This window comes from Paenibacillus turicensis, from assembly GCF_017873435.1.
Classification (GTDB): Bacteria; Bacillota; Bacilli; order Paenibacillales; family Paenibacillaceae; genus Fontibacillus; species Fontibacillus turicensis.
Genome location: NZ_JAGGKG010000002.1, coordinates 230,020 through 246,284, shown reverse-complemented (window position 1 = coordinate 246,284; position 16,265 = coordinate 230,020). Strand labels below are relative to the sequence as shown.

Genomic DNA, 16,265 nt, shown 5'->3' with positions numbered 1-16,265 from the left:
TATTTAAAGAATGGTGGATAACAAATGAAACAACAATTTTTGGCGTATCAGGTCAATAAAACTGAAAATACCTTTGAAGCAGGTTTGAAGCAAATTACACCATCAGATTTACCTAAAGGCGATGTAACAATTGCAGTGCAATACTCGAGCGTAAATTATAAGGATGGCTTAGCTAGTATTCCCGATGGGAAAATTGTAAGCTCCTATCCATTTATTCCGGGTGTTGATCTTGCTGGTGAGGTTGTAGATTCTGATGACTCACGTTTTGCTGTCGGTGATGTTGTATTGTGCATAGGTTATGGCTTAGGTGTGTCTCATTACGGAGGATATGCTGAATACGCTTCTGTACCTAGTGAGTGGGTCCTTCCACTTCCACAAGGCTTGTCTGCATTTGAAGCCATGGCAATTGGAACCGCGGGTTTCACGGCTGCGCAATCGATTCATTCATTGTTATATCATGGACTTGCTCCTGATCAGGGACCGGTACTTGTTACAGGCTCTACTGGTGGGGTGGGCAGTATGGCTGTCTCAATTTTGTCCAAATTAGGATTTGAGGTTGTAGCTTCTACAGGGAAGCTAGAGGCTAGTGATAAGCTAAAGGCGTTAGGTGCATCGACCGTTATTAGCAGAGAAGAAGCCTCCCAAGCTAAGCGTGGTGTTTTATCTAAAGAGCATTGGGCTGCTGTGGTTGACCCTGTTGGTGGGGCGGCTACGGGTGAAATTGTGAAATCAATAAAATATGGCGGAGCCATTGCCTTGTCAGGATTAACTGGCGGGGGGAAAATCGAAACCTCGGTTTATCCATATATTTTACGTGGAGTTAGTTTGCTTGGTATTGATTCAGTCTATTGCCCTGCTCCCCTGAGAAGTGAGTTATGGAGCAAACTTGGGGACGAGTGGAAGCCAGAAAGCGCGTTAGAGCAACTCATTTCAACGACCACCTTGCATGATTTGCCAAGTGTACTAGATATGATTCTCAAAGGTCAAATGTTAGGTAGATATGTTGTAAAATGTAGTTCAGAAGAATAGTAACCTTCATTGTGGTTTAAACGGAAGTTGATAAAGTAGTAGCTAATATATATGGAGAAAACGATACACATTTAAGAAATTTAAATGCTGTGTCGTTTTTTTTGTAAAAAATCATGTTTTTTTATTCCTATGAATGTTTAATTTCTACAAAGACGAAAACATATAAATATGCCATACTAGTAAAAGAAGCATGACTTTTTACTTCATTATTTACAATCAGTTTCACTTCAATAATTACAACAATATTACAAGCACTTTATTCTAGTTCATTTTAACTTGAAAAAGGAGATTTACGAACGATGAGTGATTCTACGACTGGAGTATCTAATAATGGAATAGCTAAAGAAGGTCCTAAAGCACCAAAAGATCCAACGGCAAGACGTAGTGGCTTTTATATTATGTATGAAAATATGGTCGAAGCAAGCGCTACACCAGATGGGAAGTTTTGTCACCCTATTTTTTTAGAAGGTAGAGTGGTTGATAAGGCTAAGTTTACAGGTGGAGTGACAGATGAAAACATATTAAACCTATTAACGAATTGCGAAGGCATTTCTAAGTTAGTGCATAGCATCGGAATTACAGTTACAGCAAAAAGTGCTGACTTAACTAGCGTGGGATTCGCATATCACAATTTAGGCAAAACAAATCGATTTGAATCAGGCACTCGTATTGAGCTTACCTGCCCAGCTGATGGTTCAGAAACCTTGCTTGTTTTAGATGATTATGAGTGGTCGGCAGATGACGATGTTCCAGGTAGCTTTACTTTTTTCTTTGATCAGGTTGGTCAATTGGCATCCGTTAGCGTAATGTTTTACTTAAATGATGGTTATCATGTTCCAGAAGTTTCCTTGGAAGCTGCAGTTGATTATGAGTCTAGTGCGTATGAGGAAATGATTAAGAAATCTTTGCTCAATGTGGGAAATAACAAGCGGTTAAAAAAAGCAATTGAGAAGGCAAAACGTGGTGAGGAGGTAACGATTGCTTGTATTGGTGGTTCTATTACGCAAGGTGCAGGGGCGGTTCCGATACAGGAAAATTGTTATGCTTATCAATTTTATAATAAATTTAAGCAGCAATTTGGTAAAGACGGTGGAAAATCGATTTCATTTATTAAAGCAGGTGTAGGTGGAACGCCATCAGAACTCGGGATTGTTCGTTATGATCGCGATGTGCTTCGCGAAAAAAGTGTGGAGCCTGACATTGTTGTCATTGAGTTCGCAGTGAATGATGCAGGGGATGAAACGGAAGGGAACTGCTTTGAAAGCCTTGCTTTGAAGGCACTACAGGAGCCAAATCAACCTGCAGTCATTTTATTATTTAGTGTATTTGTAAACGACTGGAATTTACAAGATCGCTTAGCGCCTGTTGGTTGGCATTACAATCTACCTATGGTTAGTGTTAAGGATGCGGTTGTTGATCAATTTAAGCTAAGTAAGTCAGAAGGTAATGTCGTCTCTAAGCGTCAATTTTTCTATGACATTTATCATCCAACAAATGATGGCCACCTTGTTATGGCAGATAGCTTGCTCTGGTTAATCCAAACGGTGGATGCTGCTGATATGGATGAGGAAGATATTGAGCTAAATAAAGAGCCGATTATTGGCAACGACTTTGCAGAAACAAAACTGCTTGATCGAAGCAATGCGGGAGAGCTTGCAACGATTGAATCGGGCGGTTTCATAGACATAGACACCGATTTGCAAATGGTTGAGATGGATGCTGATCCACATCGCTCACCTCAGTTTCCGCATAACTGGATGCACAATCCACAGCAAGGTACACCAGAATTTAAATTAACGATCACAAGCAAGCGACTGCTTTTGGTGTTTAAGGATTCAGGCAGCAATGAATTTGGGAGTGCAGATATCTATGTAGACGGTAATCACTTAAAAAAGGCCGATCCTCACGAAAACAATTGGACACATTGTAATGCGGTCATTTTATACAACGAACAGGTGGCCAGAGAGCATAAGATCGTAATTAAGATGGCTGAAGGTGACGAACAAAAATTGTTTACGATTTTAGGCTTTGGTTATTGTTAATATCGTTTTTGTTAATCACCCTCAAGATGTTTTTATAAATTTTTTCTAATTGACGACGGAGAATATCCCTTTATTTGCTTAAACAGATTACTGAAATATGAAATATCGTGAAAGCCACAACGCTCGGCAGTTTCAGATACGTTAAAATCGCCTGAAGATAACATCATTTCAGCATTATTAATGCGAATACGATTGACATATTCTTTACACGTCGAGCCTGTGGCTTCTCTGAACAATTTACCAAAATAGATCGGATTTAAATTTGCTTGCTCTGCTAGGCTTTTAACGGTAATCTCCTCATAATAATGCTCTGTAATATAATATGTCGCTTTTTTTATGCGGGGGTCTATCGTATCCATCGCTAACATATGGTGGCTTGAGAGTAAGCGATGGAGTATAAGCTCAAACAAGGCGCGTGCCTGAAACGTATAAAAGGGTCCACGATTCATCCATACCTGCTTAAAGTCACGTATGTGGTCGAGAATCTCTTTTGTAATCATTTTTTTCATAACATGCTCAAACGGAAGCTGAACGTGGTTATAGGGAGCCGCCCAATAAAAGTTAAAAGGGTAGCAATGCATAGGTGATTCTTCAAATGTATACGCTTCTCTACTACACCCTTCCGGTATATATAATAAATCTCCTGCTTCCACAATATGCTTTTTGCCATTGATGTAATAGCAGGCTTTTCCGCTAACGACGAAGGTAAGGTCGTGAAAGTCAATTTTTGCTTGTGCAATCGACCAATCCGCAAAACATTTGCGGTCTACAAACAAGATGACTTCAGGAATTAAATGATTATGATTAACGAGTTCTGCTAATTCCAAATTACGTTTCCTCCTAGACAAGATGATGTAAACGTTATCACGTATAGTTTGAACTAATTATTTAACGAAAATTATTGATTTCAAAAATTAAGCACAAAACAAGAAGGAGTTGCTAAGTATGCAAGTTTCACAGGAAAACACATTTCAGAGCGCTGTACTTGTTCAACATGGTCAAGCAACACCAATTTATATTGACCCACAAGGAGCAGACTTTGGCGGTCTAAAGCTTGTAGTCTCATCTGTGGCTAAGGATATTGAGCTGGTAACCGATGTCCTGCCTGAAATCGTAACTGAGAAAAGCAAGCTAAAGGGCACGGCCATCGTTGCAGGCACTATTGGAAATAATGATATCATCGATTCACTGATTGCAAAAGGTAGAGTTGATATTTCAGAGCTGAAGAAACGTAGAGAGAGCTTCATAATTAGAGTTATTGCACAACCTAGTCCAGAGCTAGAGACAGCGATTGTCATTATCGGAAGTGAAAAAAGAGGCGTCTTTTATGGACTATATCATATTTCCAAGCTATGTGGAGTAAGCCCATGGGTGTATTGGGGAGATGTTCATCCTGCTAAGCAGTCACGGCTTGTTTTTACGAAGGAGCAGCTTGAATATACCTCTAAGGAACCTTCCATCCGCTATCGTGGCTTTTTTATGAATGACGAATGGCCTTCGCTTGGCTCATGGTCTAGGGATCATTGTGGTGGCTTTAACGAAAAAATGTATGAGAAGGTGTTCGAGCTTCTACTACGTTTAAAGGCAAACTATTTATGGCCTGCGATGTGGAGTGCTGTATTTAGTGAGGATGGAGAAAGTTATCCGTTAGCAAATGCAGAGCTTGCCCATGAATATGGCATCATTATGGGGACGTCACACCATGAACCTTTGTTCAGAGCAGGTGAGGAATGGAAACATATCAATCATCGATATGGAGAAAATGGATTATGGGATTACTGGGAAAATACAGAGGCCATCACGAGATTTTGGGAAGATGGTGTCATTCGAAATAAAGATTTAGAAAGTATTATTACTTTAGGGATGCGTGGGGAGCAGGACTCTGCATTAGGCGGTACTTTTGAAGAAAATATACAGCGTCTAAAGGATATTATTATCACTCAAAAGGAATTGCTTCGTAAGCATGGACTTGAGCATGCACCCCAAGTGTTAACAATATATAAAGAAGTTGAAGCGTTTTGGTATGGAAGTGACGAAGTTCCTGGTTTAAAGGATTGGGATGTTTTAGATGATGTTACGATTATTATGTCTGATGATAACTTTGGCAATATGAGAAAATTACCTGATGAAGAGGCACGCACCCGTAAGGCAGGGTGGGGAATTTACTATCACTTTGATTATCATGGGGGTCCACGATCCTACGAATGGGTAAATACCGTTCCACTAGAAAAAATATGGGAGCAAATGTCGCTTGCTTATGATTATGGTATCCGTGATCTGTGGATTGTAAATGTCGGTGATTTGAAGCCAATGGAGCTCCCGCTTTCCTATTTTATGGAGTTAGCTTATGATTTTGAGGCTTGGGGAACAGCGAACCCGAATAAAACGACATTGTTTTTGCATGATTGGGTAAAAACGCAGTTTGGTCATACCGTACCGGAGGACGCGCTAAGTGGTATCGCAGATGTTCTAGAGAAATATACACGGTTAAATGGAACTCGCAAGCCAGAAATTACTTATGCAGATACCTACAGTGTGACTCATTATAATGAAGGACAACGTGTACTAGCAGAAGCGATCAAATTAGAAGAGCAAGCAGAAGCGTATTATACGCTCACTGCTGATGAGCATAAGGATGCTTATTATCAGCTTGTCTACTATCCTGCTGTTGCTAGTGCAAATGTGAAAAAAATGCATGTGTATGCGGGGCTAAATCAGAAGTATTACAATTTTCAGCCACAAAGCATGCTTGCTAATCACTATGCTGGTTTAGTAGAGCAAGCCATAAAGAGGGATATTGAGCTACAGGATTTTTACAATAATGAGTTATCTAATGGAAAGTGGAAGGGCATGATGTCTTCTCTCCATATTGGATATGTGAATTGGAATGACGAAGGTGCGCAGTTCCCTAATGCAGTTTATATAGAGTCAACACAAGAGGCGCCAGTTTTAATTGTGGATGTAGAAGGGAATTCGGATTGCTTTACATCTGGTGAAGTCAAACTTCCTAACTTTAGCAATCTACAACAAGAAAACTATCGGATTACGGTAAGTAATGGGGGTACACAGCCATTACAATACAGACTTGAAGCTAGCCATGATTGGATTAAAGCAAGTCAGCAGCAAGGAAATGTTATTTGTGGCGACGATATTATCGTTTCAGTAGATTGGGATCAGGTACATTCAGATGTCACAGGTGAAATTATTATTTCGTCTGGAAGTGACAGTGTGAAAGTAATGGTACAGGCACAGGTTATCCAAGCTGACCAAGTTGATAAATTGCCATCCATGACGTTTGTGGGAAGTAACGGTGTCATTGTGATTGAGGCAGAGCATACGTGTGATCGTCAGCCAGCGGAAGCAACTCATTTTGAAGTGATTGAGAAATATGGTCGCTCCTTATCTTCAATGAAGCTATTCCCAACGACATCGCAATTTGAATCTAGTGAAGAAGCACCTTATCTAGAATATCGTTTTTATGTGGGTGAGGAAGGCACCTATACGGTGATTGTGCATACAGCGCCAACCAATCCATTGGCTGAAGAAAGTCGCTTACCGTATGCGGTTGGTATCGATGGCGGTGAGCCAGTGAAGGCAGACATGTTGCCTGCTAATTTTGCTGCTGGTGAATCATGGGATTGGTCAGAGTCAGTCATGAATAATGTTCACACCCATGCAACAGAACATCATTTGACAGCAGGTGTGCATACTTTACGTTTTTACGTGCTACATGCGGCTATCGTTTTACAGAAGCTAGTTATTACAAAGGAAGCTCTTCCTTATTCCTATTTTGGCCCTCAGGAAAGTTATTATAAAAAATAAAAAATATAATAAAGGCTCATTATTCAAATTAGTGGTTGACTGCTAACCCCAAACTAGCGAAGAGACAGAGCGATTCTGAAGATTGTCTTTTAAAATCAAATTTCATCCCTAAATAGGCTTTAATAAGCCATAATAAAACGATTAAAAGGAGAACCTCATGAAAACAAAAAGCTATCAATGCTGGTTACAATTTGACAAAATTCAAAATGAACATTTACGACTAAGTTACACCAAGCAATGTGGGGCTGTAATTGTCCCGCGTGCCTCGGATTTATTAAACACTGCTAAAAACGAACTTATTCATGGTCTACAATCTCTATTAGGTGTGAATCCAATTGTGGAAGAAGAAGTTGCGCAAGCGGGTAATGGACGTATCATTATTGGAACAGCAGGGGATCATCCTTTACTAGAGGGGGCGTTGACACAACTGACTTCTTCCAACGTCAAGGCCAGCACAAACATCCATGAAAATGCAAACGATAGTTATGTGATCTCCACTGGTCAAGATGAATTAGGTAGCTATATTGCACTTGCAGGTGCCAGTGACCGCGCTGTCATTTACGCGGTATTCCATTTCCTAAAGCTGTTACAGCTTGGAGAAGATGTAACTGACCTTAACATTCAAGAGATGCCTGTAAATGGCATTCGTATGATGAATCAATGGGATAACATGGATGGTTCTATTGAGCGTGGTTATGCAGGTGAGTCTATATTTTATGAAAAAAACAAAATTGTTGAGGATTTAAGCCGTATTCAGGACTATGCGAGATTGCTTGCCTCGATTGGCATTAATACAATTACGATTAATAATGTGAATGTGCACGCCCATGAAACAAAATTAATTTCTGATGAGCAGCTTCCAAATGTGGAGCGTCTTGCCGCTGTATTTCGTGCATATGGTATTCAGCTTTTCCTATCCATTAACTATGCAAGCCCAATTGAGTTAGGTGGATTAACCACGGCTGATCCACTTGATAAAGAGGTTGCAGCTTGGTGGATTGAGCGGGCAAAAGCAATTTATAATGTAATTCCTGATTTTGGAGGTTTTCTTGTTAAAGCAGACTCTGAAAATAGACCAGGACCGTTCACCTATGGACGTAATCATATGGACGGTGCAAATATGCTAGCAACCGCTTTGGAGCCTTTTGGTGGTATCGTGGTATGGCGTTGCTTTGTGTATAATTGCCATCAGGATTGGCGGGATCGCAAGACGGATCGAGCTAGAGCGGCTTATGATCATTTTATGCCGCTAGACGGACAGTTTAAAGATAATGTCATTTTACAAATTAAAAATGGTCCGATGGATTTCCAAGTTAGAGAACCAATTTCACCGCTGTTTGGTGGATTAGAGCATACAAATCAGATACTTGAGCTTCAAATTACACAGGAATATACTGGACAACAACGTCATGTGTGTTATCTCGTACCTCAATGGAAGGAAATCCTTGATTTTGATACGTATGCAAAAGGTGAAGGCTCTACCGTTGCTAAGGTTGCATGCGGCGAATTGTTTGGCAACCTGTATGGGGGAATTGCTGCTGTATCTAATATCGGTAACGATATGAACTGGACAGGACATGATTTGGCTCAAGCAAATTTATATGGCTATGGTAGGTTGATTTGGAACCCAACATTATCTGCGGAGGAAATTACAAATGAATGGGTTAAAATGACCTTTAGTGCATCAGTAGAGACTATGAATCTCATTTCGGATATGTTGTTGCGCTCTTGGTCTATTTACGAAAATTACACCTCACCACTTGGGGTCGGCTGGATGGTTAACCCTGATCATCATTATGGTCCAAATGTGGATGGTTATGAATATTCGAAGTGGGGAACCTATCACTTCGCAGACTGTAAAGGAATTGGTGTGGATCGCACCGTTGCCACTGGAACAGGTTATTCGGCACAATATCGCCCTGAAGTTGCTACAATGTATGATTCGCTAGAAGCTTGTCCAGATGAATTACTTTTATTTTTCCACCATGTTGCTTATGAGCATGTATTAGATTCAGGAAAAACCGTGATCCAACACATTTATGATTCTCATTTTGATGGAGCGGCGCAAGCGGAAGAGTTGATAACATCATGGAAGGAAACAGAGAAGGATATTGATGCTGAACGTTACCAAGCTGTTTTGCAAAGATTAAAAGAACAAGCAGAACATGCAGGTTTTTGGCGTGATATGATTAACACCTATTTCCTTCGTAAAAGTGGAATTCCAGACCAAGGAAATCGCAAAATTTACAGCTAATGATATAAAAATAAATCTCAAAAATCTCAAATCTTCTCAATATTACTTAAATACTATGAAACCGGCTAACTACAGACATCACGTCTCTATTAAGCTGGTTTCATTTTTTATCCATTTAGCTTTTAGCAATAATGAAGTCTCGCGTTTGTAAAACAATATTTGAATAGTTAAAAAAAGGGGATACATATGATATGATTAACATAAATACGCTCTCAATTACACAGGCGAAAATATTGATTTAAATGGAGGGGGCGAGTAAATCATGATGAATGTATTGTTAGTTGATGATGAGCCGTGGGTGCTTGAAGGACTTCGCACCATAGTAAATTGGAACAAGTATGGGTTTAAAGTTTGCGGAGAAGCTGCAAATGGTAATACAGCTTGGGCAATGATTGAAGAGCTTCAGCCTGATGTAGTATTTACAGATATTCATATGCCTGCTGTTAGTGGTCTTGAATTAATAGATCGATCGATGCATGAGCTAACTAAACCTCCTAGATTTGTAATATTAAGTGGACATGACAACTTTGAATACGCCAGAGCAGCACTGAAGCAACAGGTGGAGGACTATTTGCTTAAACCGATTGATGAAGATGAGATAGAGCTAGTATTGAAGCAGATGAGTCAAAAAATTCAAAATGAATTAGAGTCAGAGTCGCTATATCGGCTTGAACGTTCTCTGTATGTTAATCGTTTAGTGAATCGTTTGCTGCAAGGAGAATTTAGTGAACAATTAAATGATGAAGCAGAAGCGCTTTTAATGATAAAAGGTGATGAGGAAGTTGCTTGTGTCTTAATTGAAACAGAGCTTAAAGAAGAACAATTAAAGGAAATTGTTGCAGGACTAATAACGCCTACGGCTCCTGAACTATTTTCAGATTCAGAAGGAAGATTAGGACTTATTGTTCCTAATAGCTTATACGGTATAGACGAATTAGAGCTGCTTGGCTCCAAAATTTATGAGCAATGCCCTCAAGAGGTGCCTATAATTGTTGCAGTAGGGCATAGCACTGGAGGCGTAGCCTCTTTACATTTAGCATATCAGAAGGCATTATCAGCACTGGGGTGGAAGCGTTACCATAATCGTGAAGGGATTATTGATTTTAATGACCTCTCACATAGTTATGATCCCAAGGAGATTAATAAGCAAGTAAATAAAGAAGCATTGTCTACCTTAATGGAAGTAATAAATGGGGATGAATCCAATCACATTGAAGCTGCTGTAGATACATTACTTGCCGCGCCTTTGTCAAGAATTCCGTCCTCCGATGAGGAATATGTACGGCTCCAATTGCTTTCCCTAGAAATGGATATTTTGAAAAAGTTAAAGGAACTAGGTGGCAATGTGGATCAATTTGTTCAGCGTATCCAGCAAAGCCTAGGAAAATTAACTGAAATTAATAGTTACTCTGAATTCCATCAATATGCGGTGACATTAAGCTTAATTGGTTTTGAAACACTCCTTAAGCAACGTAAGCAAAGTGAAAATAATACATTATTTCATGTTGTACAATATGTGAACCAACAATTTCGTGAAAAAATTCAACTTCAGGACCTTGCGCAAAAATTTCATATGAATCCAAACTACTTGGGACAAGTTTTTAAACAAGAGACGGGGAAATCATTTCGTGAATATTTGAATGATAAACGAATTGAAGAGGCAAAACGACTGTTAAGACAAGGACGGCAAAGCATCAGTGAGGTTGCAGCTAATTCAGGTTATCCCAACACGGATTATTTTGTTAGTCAGTTTAAGCGAATGACGGGTGTCGCACCATCTGCTTATAGAAAGCAGGAGAAAAGTGAATATATCGACGGTTGATGAAGATGACGTTTAAAATTCAATATTGATAGTGGAAACGGGTTTGTTATGTTGCTTTAGGATGGAGATTACGTTATGAGAAAAAAATTCCGATTTCGTAGTATCGTCAATGATATTCCTTTAAACTACAAATTTACTTTCATTGTAATCGGAGTTTTACTTCCTATTATTGTGATGAACTTATTGTTTATGAATCGGATGTCAGGAATTATTAAAGAGCGAGAAGAACAAAATTTACAAATTTCATTAGAAAGAGCAAGGAAAGACATTCATAGTATGATTGATGGTGGGGTTGCTGTGAGTCATGCCATCATTACGGATAAGTTTTTGTCTGATGCAATGGATCAAATCTATACGAATCAATTTGATTTTTATTACACCTTTGATGAACAGCTTCGGCGCCGGGTAACGTCCTATATTCCAGTGAATAATCAAATTCAGCGTATCGGAATTTATACGAATAACCCTACGATTGTTCCTGGTGGTGACTATTACCTCATTGATGAGAATGTTCTTAATAGTAATTGGTATGCCGAATGGCAAAAATCAAACGGTTCATTTAAAGTATTAGCATATCGTGATACATCCGTAAATAATGCTGTGTCCATGTCATCCTACCTCAGTATTATTGAAAAAATGAACTATTACAATCCAAATGGTTCGTATCAGAAGCTAGTTAAAATCGATTTTTATTTGAGTCGTTTTTATGATGTAATTGCAAGGGAGCGAAGTTACCTTGATTTGTATTTAGTTAACGATAAGGGACAAATTATAGTTTCAACAGATGATCGTTATCAAGGTGAAGGTGATACTGATTATACGTTATTTGATATGAATAAGTACACTAAGGACACTAATAAAGATTTACATGTGATTCCGATCGGAAACGCAAGTTACGTTAAAGGCTGGAAGCTGATTGGAGTTCCGCAGGAAACCCGTATCAAAAAAGCAACGCTTGATATGTGGCTTTATTTTGGATTGCTAGCAGCTTTAATGACATTAGTTACGTCTATTTTTATTTATGTGATGTTACGCTCTTATAACTATCGTGTAAAACGACTATCCAGACATATGCAGAAGGTACGCAACGAAAAATTTGAATTAATTAACATTGATGGTGGTCGGGATGAGATTGGGGATTTAATTCGTAACTTCAATATGATGACCGCACAGATTAATTCATTAATCAATAACGTATATAAGCTTGAAATACAGCAACGAAGTCAAGAGGCTGAGCGTGTGAAAGCAGAGCTTAATTTATTACAAAGCCAGATGAATCCACACTTCTTATTTAATACATTAAATGCGCTGCTTGTTGTGAGCACAAAAAATAACTATACAGATGTTAAGGATATAATTAAAGATTTGTCCAAGCTGCTTAGACGTCTATTAAATTGGAAAGATGATTTAGTAACATTAGAGGAAGAAATAAGTTTTACGATGATGTATCTTGGGATTGAGAAATTCCGTTTTAGAGATAAGTTTCAATATAAAATAGATATTCATGATGATGTTCGACATTACAAAATACCTAAAATGAGTATACAGCAACTAGCTGAAAATGCGTGCAAGCATGGGATTCAAGCGATTGAAGGCGTAGGAACGGTTACGATTAGTGCAGAAATTGTGGATGGATATTTAAATATTGTAGTTGCTGATAATGGACAAGGGATGGACAAAGATCAACTTAAAAAAGTGTTAAGTAACATGCGTAGTAAAGAGGAAAGTGCAGGAAGTAATATCGGGATTCGTAACGTGTATCGACGTCTGGAGCTATATTATGAAGATAAAGTTAATTTTAACATTGTAAGCACACTGGGAGAGGGAACTGAAGTGTCCTTCAAAATTCCGTTAAGTCTGCTTGAATGGCAGGATGGAGAAGGAGGAATTCGTAATGGCATTTAAAGTATTACTGATTGATGATGAGCCTTTAGCACTGGAAGGATTGCAAATTTTGGTGAATTGGGACGAATTAGGGTTTGAAGTATGTGGAAGCTGTGAAAATGGACTCCAAGGCTTAAAGGCAATGGAAGAGCTACAGCCTGATCTGGTCATGGTAGATATTCATATGCCTAAAATGGATGGCCTACAAATGATAGAAGAATGGCGTAAAAAAGGTAATCATCATACCAAATTTATTATTTTAACGGGATATAGTGATTTTGGTTATGCACGTAAGGCACTTAAATATAGAGTTTCTCGCTATTTGCTTAAACCACTTGATGAGGAGCAAGCACAAGTTGAAATAAGTGCGGTTTTAAAGGAGTTAATCGAGGAAAAAGCCCAACTTCATATTGGTCAAGTGGCTCAAAGAGAAAAAGAGCTTATCTTGGTTAAGGATTTACTTCTTGGAAAGCCATTAAATTTAGAGGATGAAATGTATGCGGGCTCCTTATCCTTACAGGCAAACGATTGGAATGTATGTCTAGTCCAGGTGCCTAAAGATCAGCTAGTACGTGTAAGCGAAATTGCAAAAGAGTTTTTGGAAGGAATTTACACTGTGTATTTTATACATCTTCGTAAGGAATACTTCTCTATTGTTTTTGGAAATACAGCGAAGCAAAACGAAAAGGAAGATGTATGGGATAAACTACAAAAACTTGCCTGCCGTTTGGCGGGTTTTCGTCTGTTTATGGCAGTAGGAAAAGCTGAACCTTTATTAATTAATATTAGAAATTGTTATTTAACTGCCACGGAAGCTTTATTACATGCATTTTATGAGACAGAGGAGAATGGGATTGTTAGCTACAATCAAATGGGGAAACGACAATTTCAAACTTATTTTAAGCAAGTAGAGCTATTGGAACGTATTATTAATTCCTTGCAGCTTATTGATCACGCCAGCTATCAGGAAACAGTGAATCATATTGAACATACATTTCGTGAGATCAGGGTACATCCTGATGAGGCGCATAAGTTTGTCATTTATATTTTGCATGAAATTAAAATGTACTTGCGTGGGCAGATGGAGAAGGAGAAAGAGTCCTCTTGGCAATTATTTGATATCCCTGATTTAAATGAGACATTAATTACCTTTGATGATTTAATTGGCATGTTGCGTTCTTGTGGGCGGGTTTGCTTTGATTATCTGCTAAAGGAAAACACGATGGAGTCACAAGGTATTGTACAGGAGATTAATGAATACATTATGACGCACTATCGTGAAGGCTTAACGATTAAAATGTTAGCTGAACGGTTTTTTCTTCATCCCGCTTATTTAGGACAGCTTTTAATGCGTAAAAATGGGATTGGTTTTAATGAGCTACTACATGATTTAAGAATTGAGGAGGCTTGTCGCCTACTTCGCAGCAATCAATATAAAAATAGTGAGATTTCTGAAATGATGGGCTACACCAGTTATAATCATTTTTTAAAGCAATTTGAGAAAAGAATAGGTGTTTCACCTAACGAATATAAGAAAACCTAAGGTTTTCTCGGAAACACCTATAATTCGAATATAGTTTAAGGTTAGATATAAATTTATAATGAAATCAGCCACTTGAAAGGGCTTACATTTCTGAAAAACAAATATTTTTGGAGGTGCTTTATGGGGGACAGAAAAAAATTGCTTCGCGTCGGAGTAACCCTACTGTTAACACTGAGCGTTGTGCTCGCAGGTTGCGGTGGCGGTAACAACAAAGAGGCTAGCAATGGAAAAACAGGATCGGATAGCGAGGTAGTTGATGTTAGTCCACAAAATCCACTTGAAATTTCTGCGTTTTTGAATGAAGCTGGACAACAACCAACAGCAGACAACAAGATTTACAAACGTATTAAAGATGAGTTAGGCGTTACATTTAAATTTGAATTTTTAGCAGGTGACAAGGATCAAAAGCTTGGCGTAATGATCGCGGGTAGCGACTATCCAGACGTCATCTCTGCTGACATCAAGCTTACTGCTGCTGGAGCAGTAATTCCTTTGGAAGATTTGATTGAAAAATATGGACCAAACTTGAAAAAACATTATGCTGCATATTGGAACCAAATGAAGGATCCTAATGATGGTCACATTTATTATTTGCCAAACTATGGTGCATATAATGGTGAAGTTGCTGGTACCTATTATAATGGCCCAGGATTCTACATTCAAAAGGCAGTATTGAAGGAGTTTGGGTATCCAACTCCAAAAACATTGGATGAATATTTTGATTTAATTAAGAAATATAAAGAAAAATATCCAACCATTGATGGTAAACCAACAATTGGATTTGAAATTTTGAACTATGACTGGAAAAACTGGGGCTTATTTAACCCACCTCAACATTTGATCGGACATCCAAACGATGGTGGCGTGGTAGTTAAAGATGGTGTTGCTGAGATCTTTGCTGACAAAGACTATGCTAAACAATACTATCAAAAGCTGAATGAAATCAATGAACAAGGCTTGCTAGATCGGGAAACGTTTACACAAAACTTTGATCAATATTTAGCTAAAATTTCTAATGGTAATGTGCTAGGAATGTTTGACCAACGTTGGAATTTCCAACAAGCTGAAGATTCTCTTACGAACCAAAAGAAATTGGAACGTACTTATGTTGCGCTACCATTGACATATGATGCTAGCATTAAGGACTACTATCGTGATCGTCCAGCACTTAACTTAAACAATGGTTTTGGTATTACTGTTAATGCTAAAAATCCTGAAAGAATCATTATGGCACTTGACAAGTTGATTGATGAAAAATGGCAAAAGCTATTTACTTGGGGTGTTGAAGGCGAAGACTATTATGTAAATGAAAAAGGTCGCTTTATGAGAACACAAGAGCAACGTGACCATGCAACTGATGATACTTGGAAGCTTGCAAACAAGGCTGATGCATTTTACAAAACTGCACCTAAAATGCAAGGTTTCTTCAGTGATGGCAACGCAATTGATGCTAATGACCAGCCAGAAGAATATCAAGAAGGCTTGAAGCCGTACGATAAAGAAATGTTAGATGCATATGGATTTAGAAGCTATATTGACTTCTTTAGTCCTCCGCCACCAAATGCGGTGACGTATCCAGCTTGGTCCGTTGACTTGGTTGACGGTTCTCCAGCTAAGTTAGCTAGCAAAAAATTGCAAGATACACAAACTAAATATTTACCAAAAGCAATTTTGGCACCAAAAGCTGATTTTGATAAAGTTTGGGATGAATTTGTTGGTGAAGTAGGTAAAATCGATATCAAAGCATATGAAGATCGTATTAATGAAGTATTAAAATGGAGAATTGACAACTGGACGACGAAATAAGTTGTGGTTAAATGGAAAGGGAGCAAAAACTCCCTTTCCTTCAATCTAAAGGATGGATAGGGA

General features: G+C 38.5%; 9 protein-coding genes. 8 read left to right on the top strand and 1 reads right to left on the bottom strand.

Annotated elements, in window-relative coordinates:
- Nucleotides 1-24: 24 nt before the first annotated feature.
- Nucleotides 25-1,029, top strand: a complete 1,005-nt coding sequence (locus J2Z32_RS03485) for an acrylyl-CoA reductase family protein (protein WP_210087768.1) — start codon at nucleotides 25-27, stop codon at nucleotides 1,027-1,029.
- Nucleotides 1,030-1,328: 299 nt separating this feature from the next.
- Nucleotides 1,329-3,071 (top strand): SGNH/GDSL hydrolase family protein, encoded by a 1,743-nt coding sequence (locus tag J2Z32_RS03480; protein WP_210087767.1) that lies wholly within the window; start codon nucleotides 1,329-1,331, stop codon nucleotides 3,069-3,071.
- Nucleotides 3,072-3,103: 32 nt separating this feature from the next.
- On the opposite strand, the gene J2Z32_RS03475 is transcribed toward J2Z32_RS03480, so the two are convergent.
- The gene (locus J2Z32_RS03475) at nucleotides 3,104-3,898 is read right to left on the bottom strand and encodes a helix-turn-helix transcriptional regulator (protein ID WP_210087766.1); all 795 of its coding nucleotides are present in this window, start codon (nucleotides 3,896-3,898) and stop codon (nucleotides 3,104-3,106) included.
- 118 nt (nucleotides 3,899-4,016) lie between these two features.
- Here J2Z32_RS03475 and J2Z32_RS03470 point away from each other — a divergent pair, with 118 nt between their 5' ends.
- From J2Z32_RS03470 to J2Z32_RS03445, 6 genes are all read left to right on the top strand, one after another.
- Nucleotides 4,017-6,893 (top strand): glycosyl hydrolase 115 family protein, encoded by a 2,877-nt coding sequence (locus tag J2Z32_RS03470; protein WP_210087765.1) that lies wholly within the window; start codon nucleotides 4,017-4,019, stop codon nucleotides 6,891-6,893.
- A 157-nt stretch (nucleotides 6,894-7,050) separates the two neighbouring features.
- Nucleotides 7,051-9,147: an alpha-glucuronidase family glycosyl hydrolase gene (locus J2Z32_RS03465; protein ID WP_210087764.1), complete on the top strand. Its 2,097-nt coding sequence runs from the start codon at nucleotides 7,051-7,053 to the stop codon at nucleotides 9,145-9,147.
- Nucleotides 9,148-9,409: 262 nt separating this feature from the next.
- Entirely contained in the window at nucleotides 9,410-10,969 is a 1,560-nt protein-coding gene (locus J2Z32_RS03460) for a helix-turn-helix domain-containing protein (protein ID WP_210087763.1), read from the top strand.
- A 75-nt stretch (nucleotides 10,970-11,044) separates the two neighbouring features.
- Nucleotides 11,045-12,874: a sensor histidine kinase gene (locus tag J2Z32_RS03455; RefSeq protein ID WP_210087762.1), complete on the top strand. Its 1,830-nt coding sequence runs from the start codon at nucleotides 11,045-11,047 to the stop codon at nucleotides 12,872-12,874.
- A complete protein-coding gene (locus J2Z32_RS03450) occupies nucleotides 12,864-14,396 on the top strand; it encodes a response regulator transcription factor (protein WP_210087761.1) in 1,533 nt (510 codons plus the stop codon). The genes J2Z32_RS03455 and J2Z32_RS03450 overlap by 11 nt, the downstream gene beginning before the upstream one ends.
- Before the next feature lie 120 nt (nucleotides 14,397-14,516).
- Nucleotides 14,517-16,202, top strand: a complete 1,686-nt coding sequence (locus tag J2Z32_RS03445; RefSeq protein WP_210087760.1) for an extracellular solute-binding protein — start codon at nucleotides 14,517-14,519, stop codon at nucleotides 16,200-16,202.
- Nucleotides 16,203-16,265 lie beyond the last annotated feature (63 nt).

What these genes read in the sequence shown, in the direction of transcription:
- J2Z32_RS03485 (WP_210087768.1), top strand. Translation starts at nt 25, where the DNA reads ATGAAACAACAATTTTTGGCGTATCAGGTCAATAAAACTGAAAATACC.
- J2Z32_RS03480 (WP_210087767.1), top strand. Translation starts at nt 1,329, where the DNA reads ATGAGTGATTCTACGACTGGAGTATCTAATAATGGAATAGCTAAAGAA.
- J2Z32_RS03470 (WP_210087765.1), top strand. Translation starts at nt 4,017, where the DNA reads ATGCAAGTTTCACAGGAAAACACATTTCAGAGCGCTGTACTTGTTCAA.
- J2Z32_RS03465 (WP_210087764.1), top strand. Translation starts at nt 7,051, where the DNA reads ATGAAAACAAAAAGCTATCAATGCTGGTTACAATTTGACAAAATTCAA.
- J2Z32_RS03460 (WP_210087763.1), top strand. Translation starts at nt 9,410, where the DNA reads ATGATGAATGTATTGTTAGTTGATGATGAGCCGTGGGTGCTTGAAGGA.
- J2Z32_RS03455 (WP_210087762.1), top strand. Translation starts at nt 11,045, where the DNA reads ATGAGAAAAAAATTCCGATTTCGTAGTATCGTCAATGATATTCCTTTA.
- J2Z32_RS03450 (WP_210087761.1), top strand. Translation starts at nt 12,864, where the DNA reads ATGGCATTTAAAGTATTACTGATTGATGATGAGCCTTTAGCACTGGAA.
- J2Z32_RS03445 (WP_210087760.1), top strand. Translation starts at nt 14,517, where the DNA reads ATGGGGGACAGAAAAAAATTGCTTCGCGTCGGAGTAACCCTACTGTTA.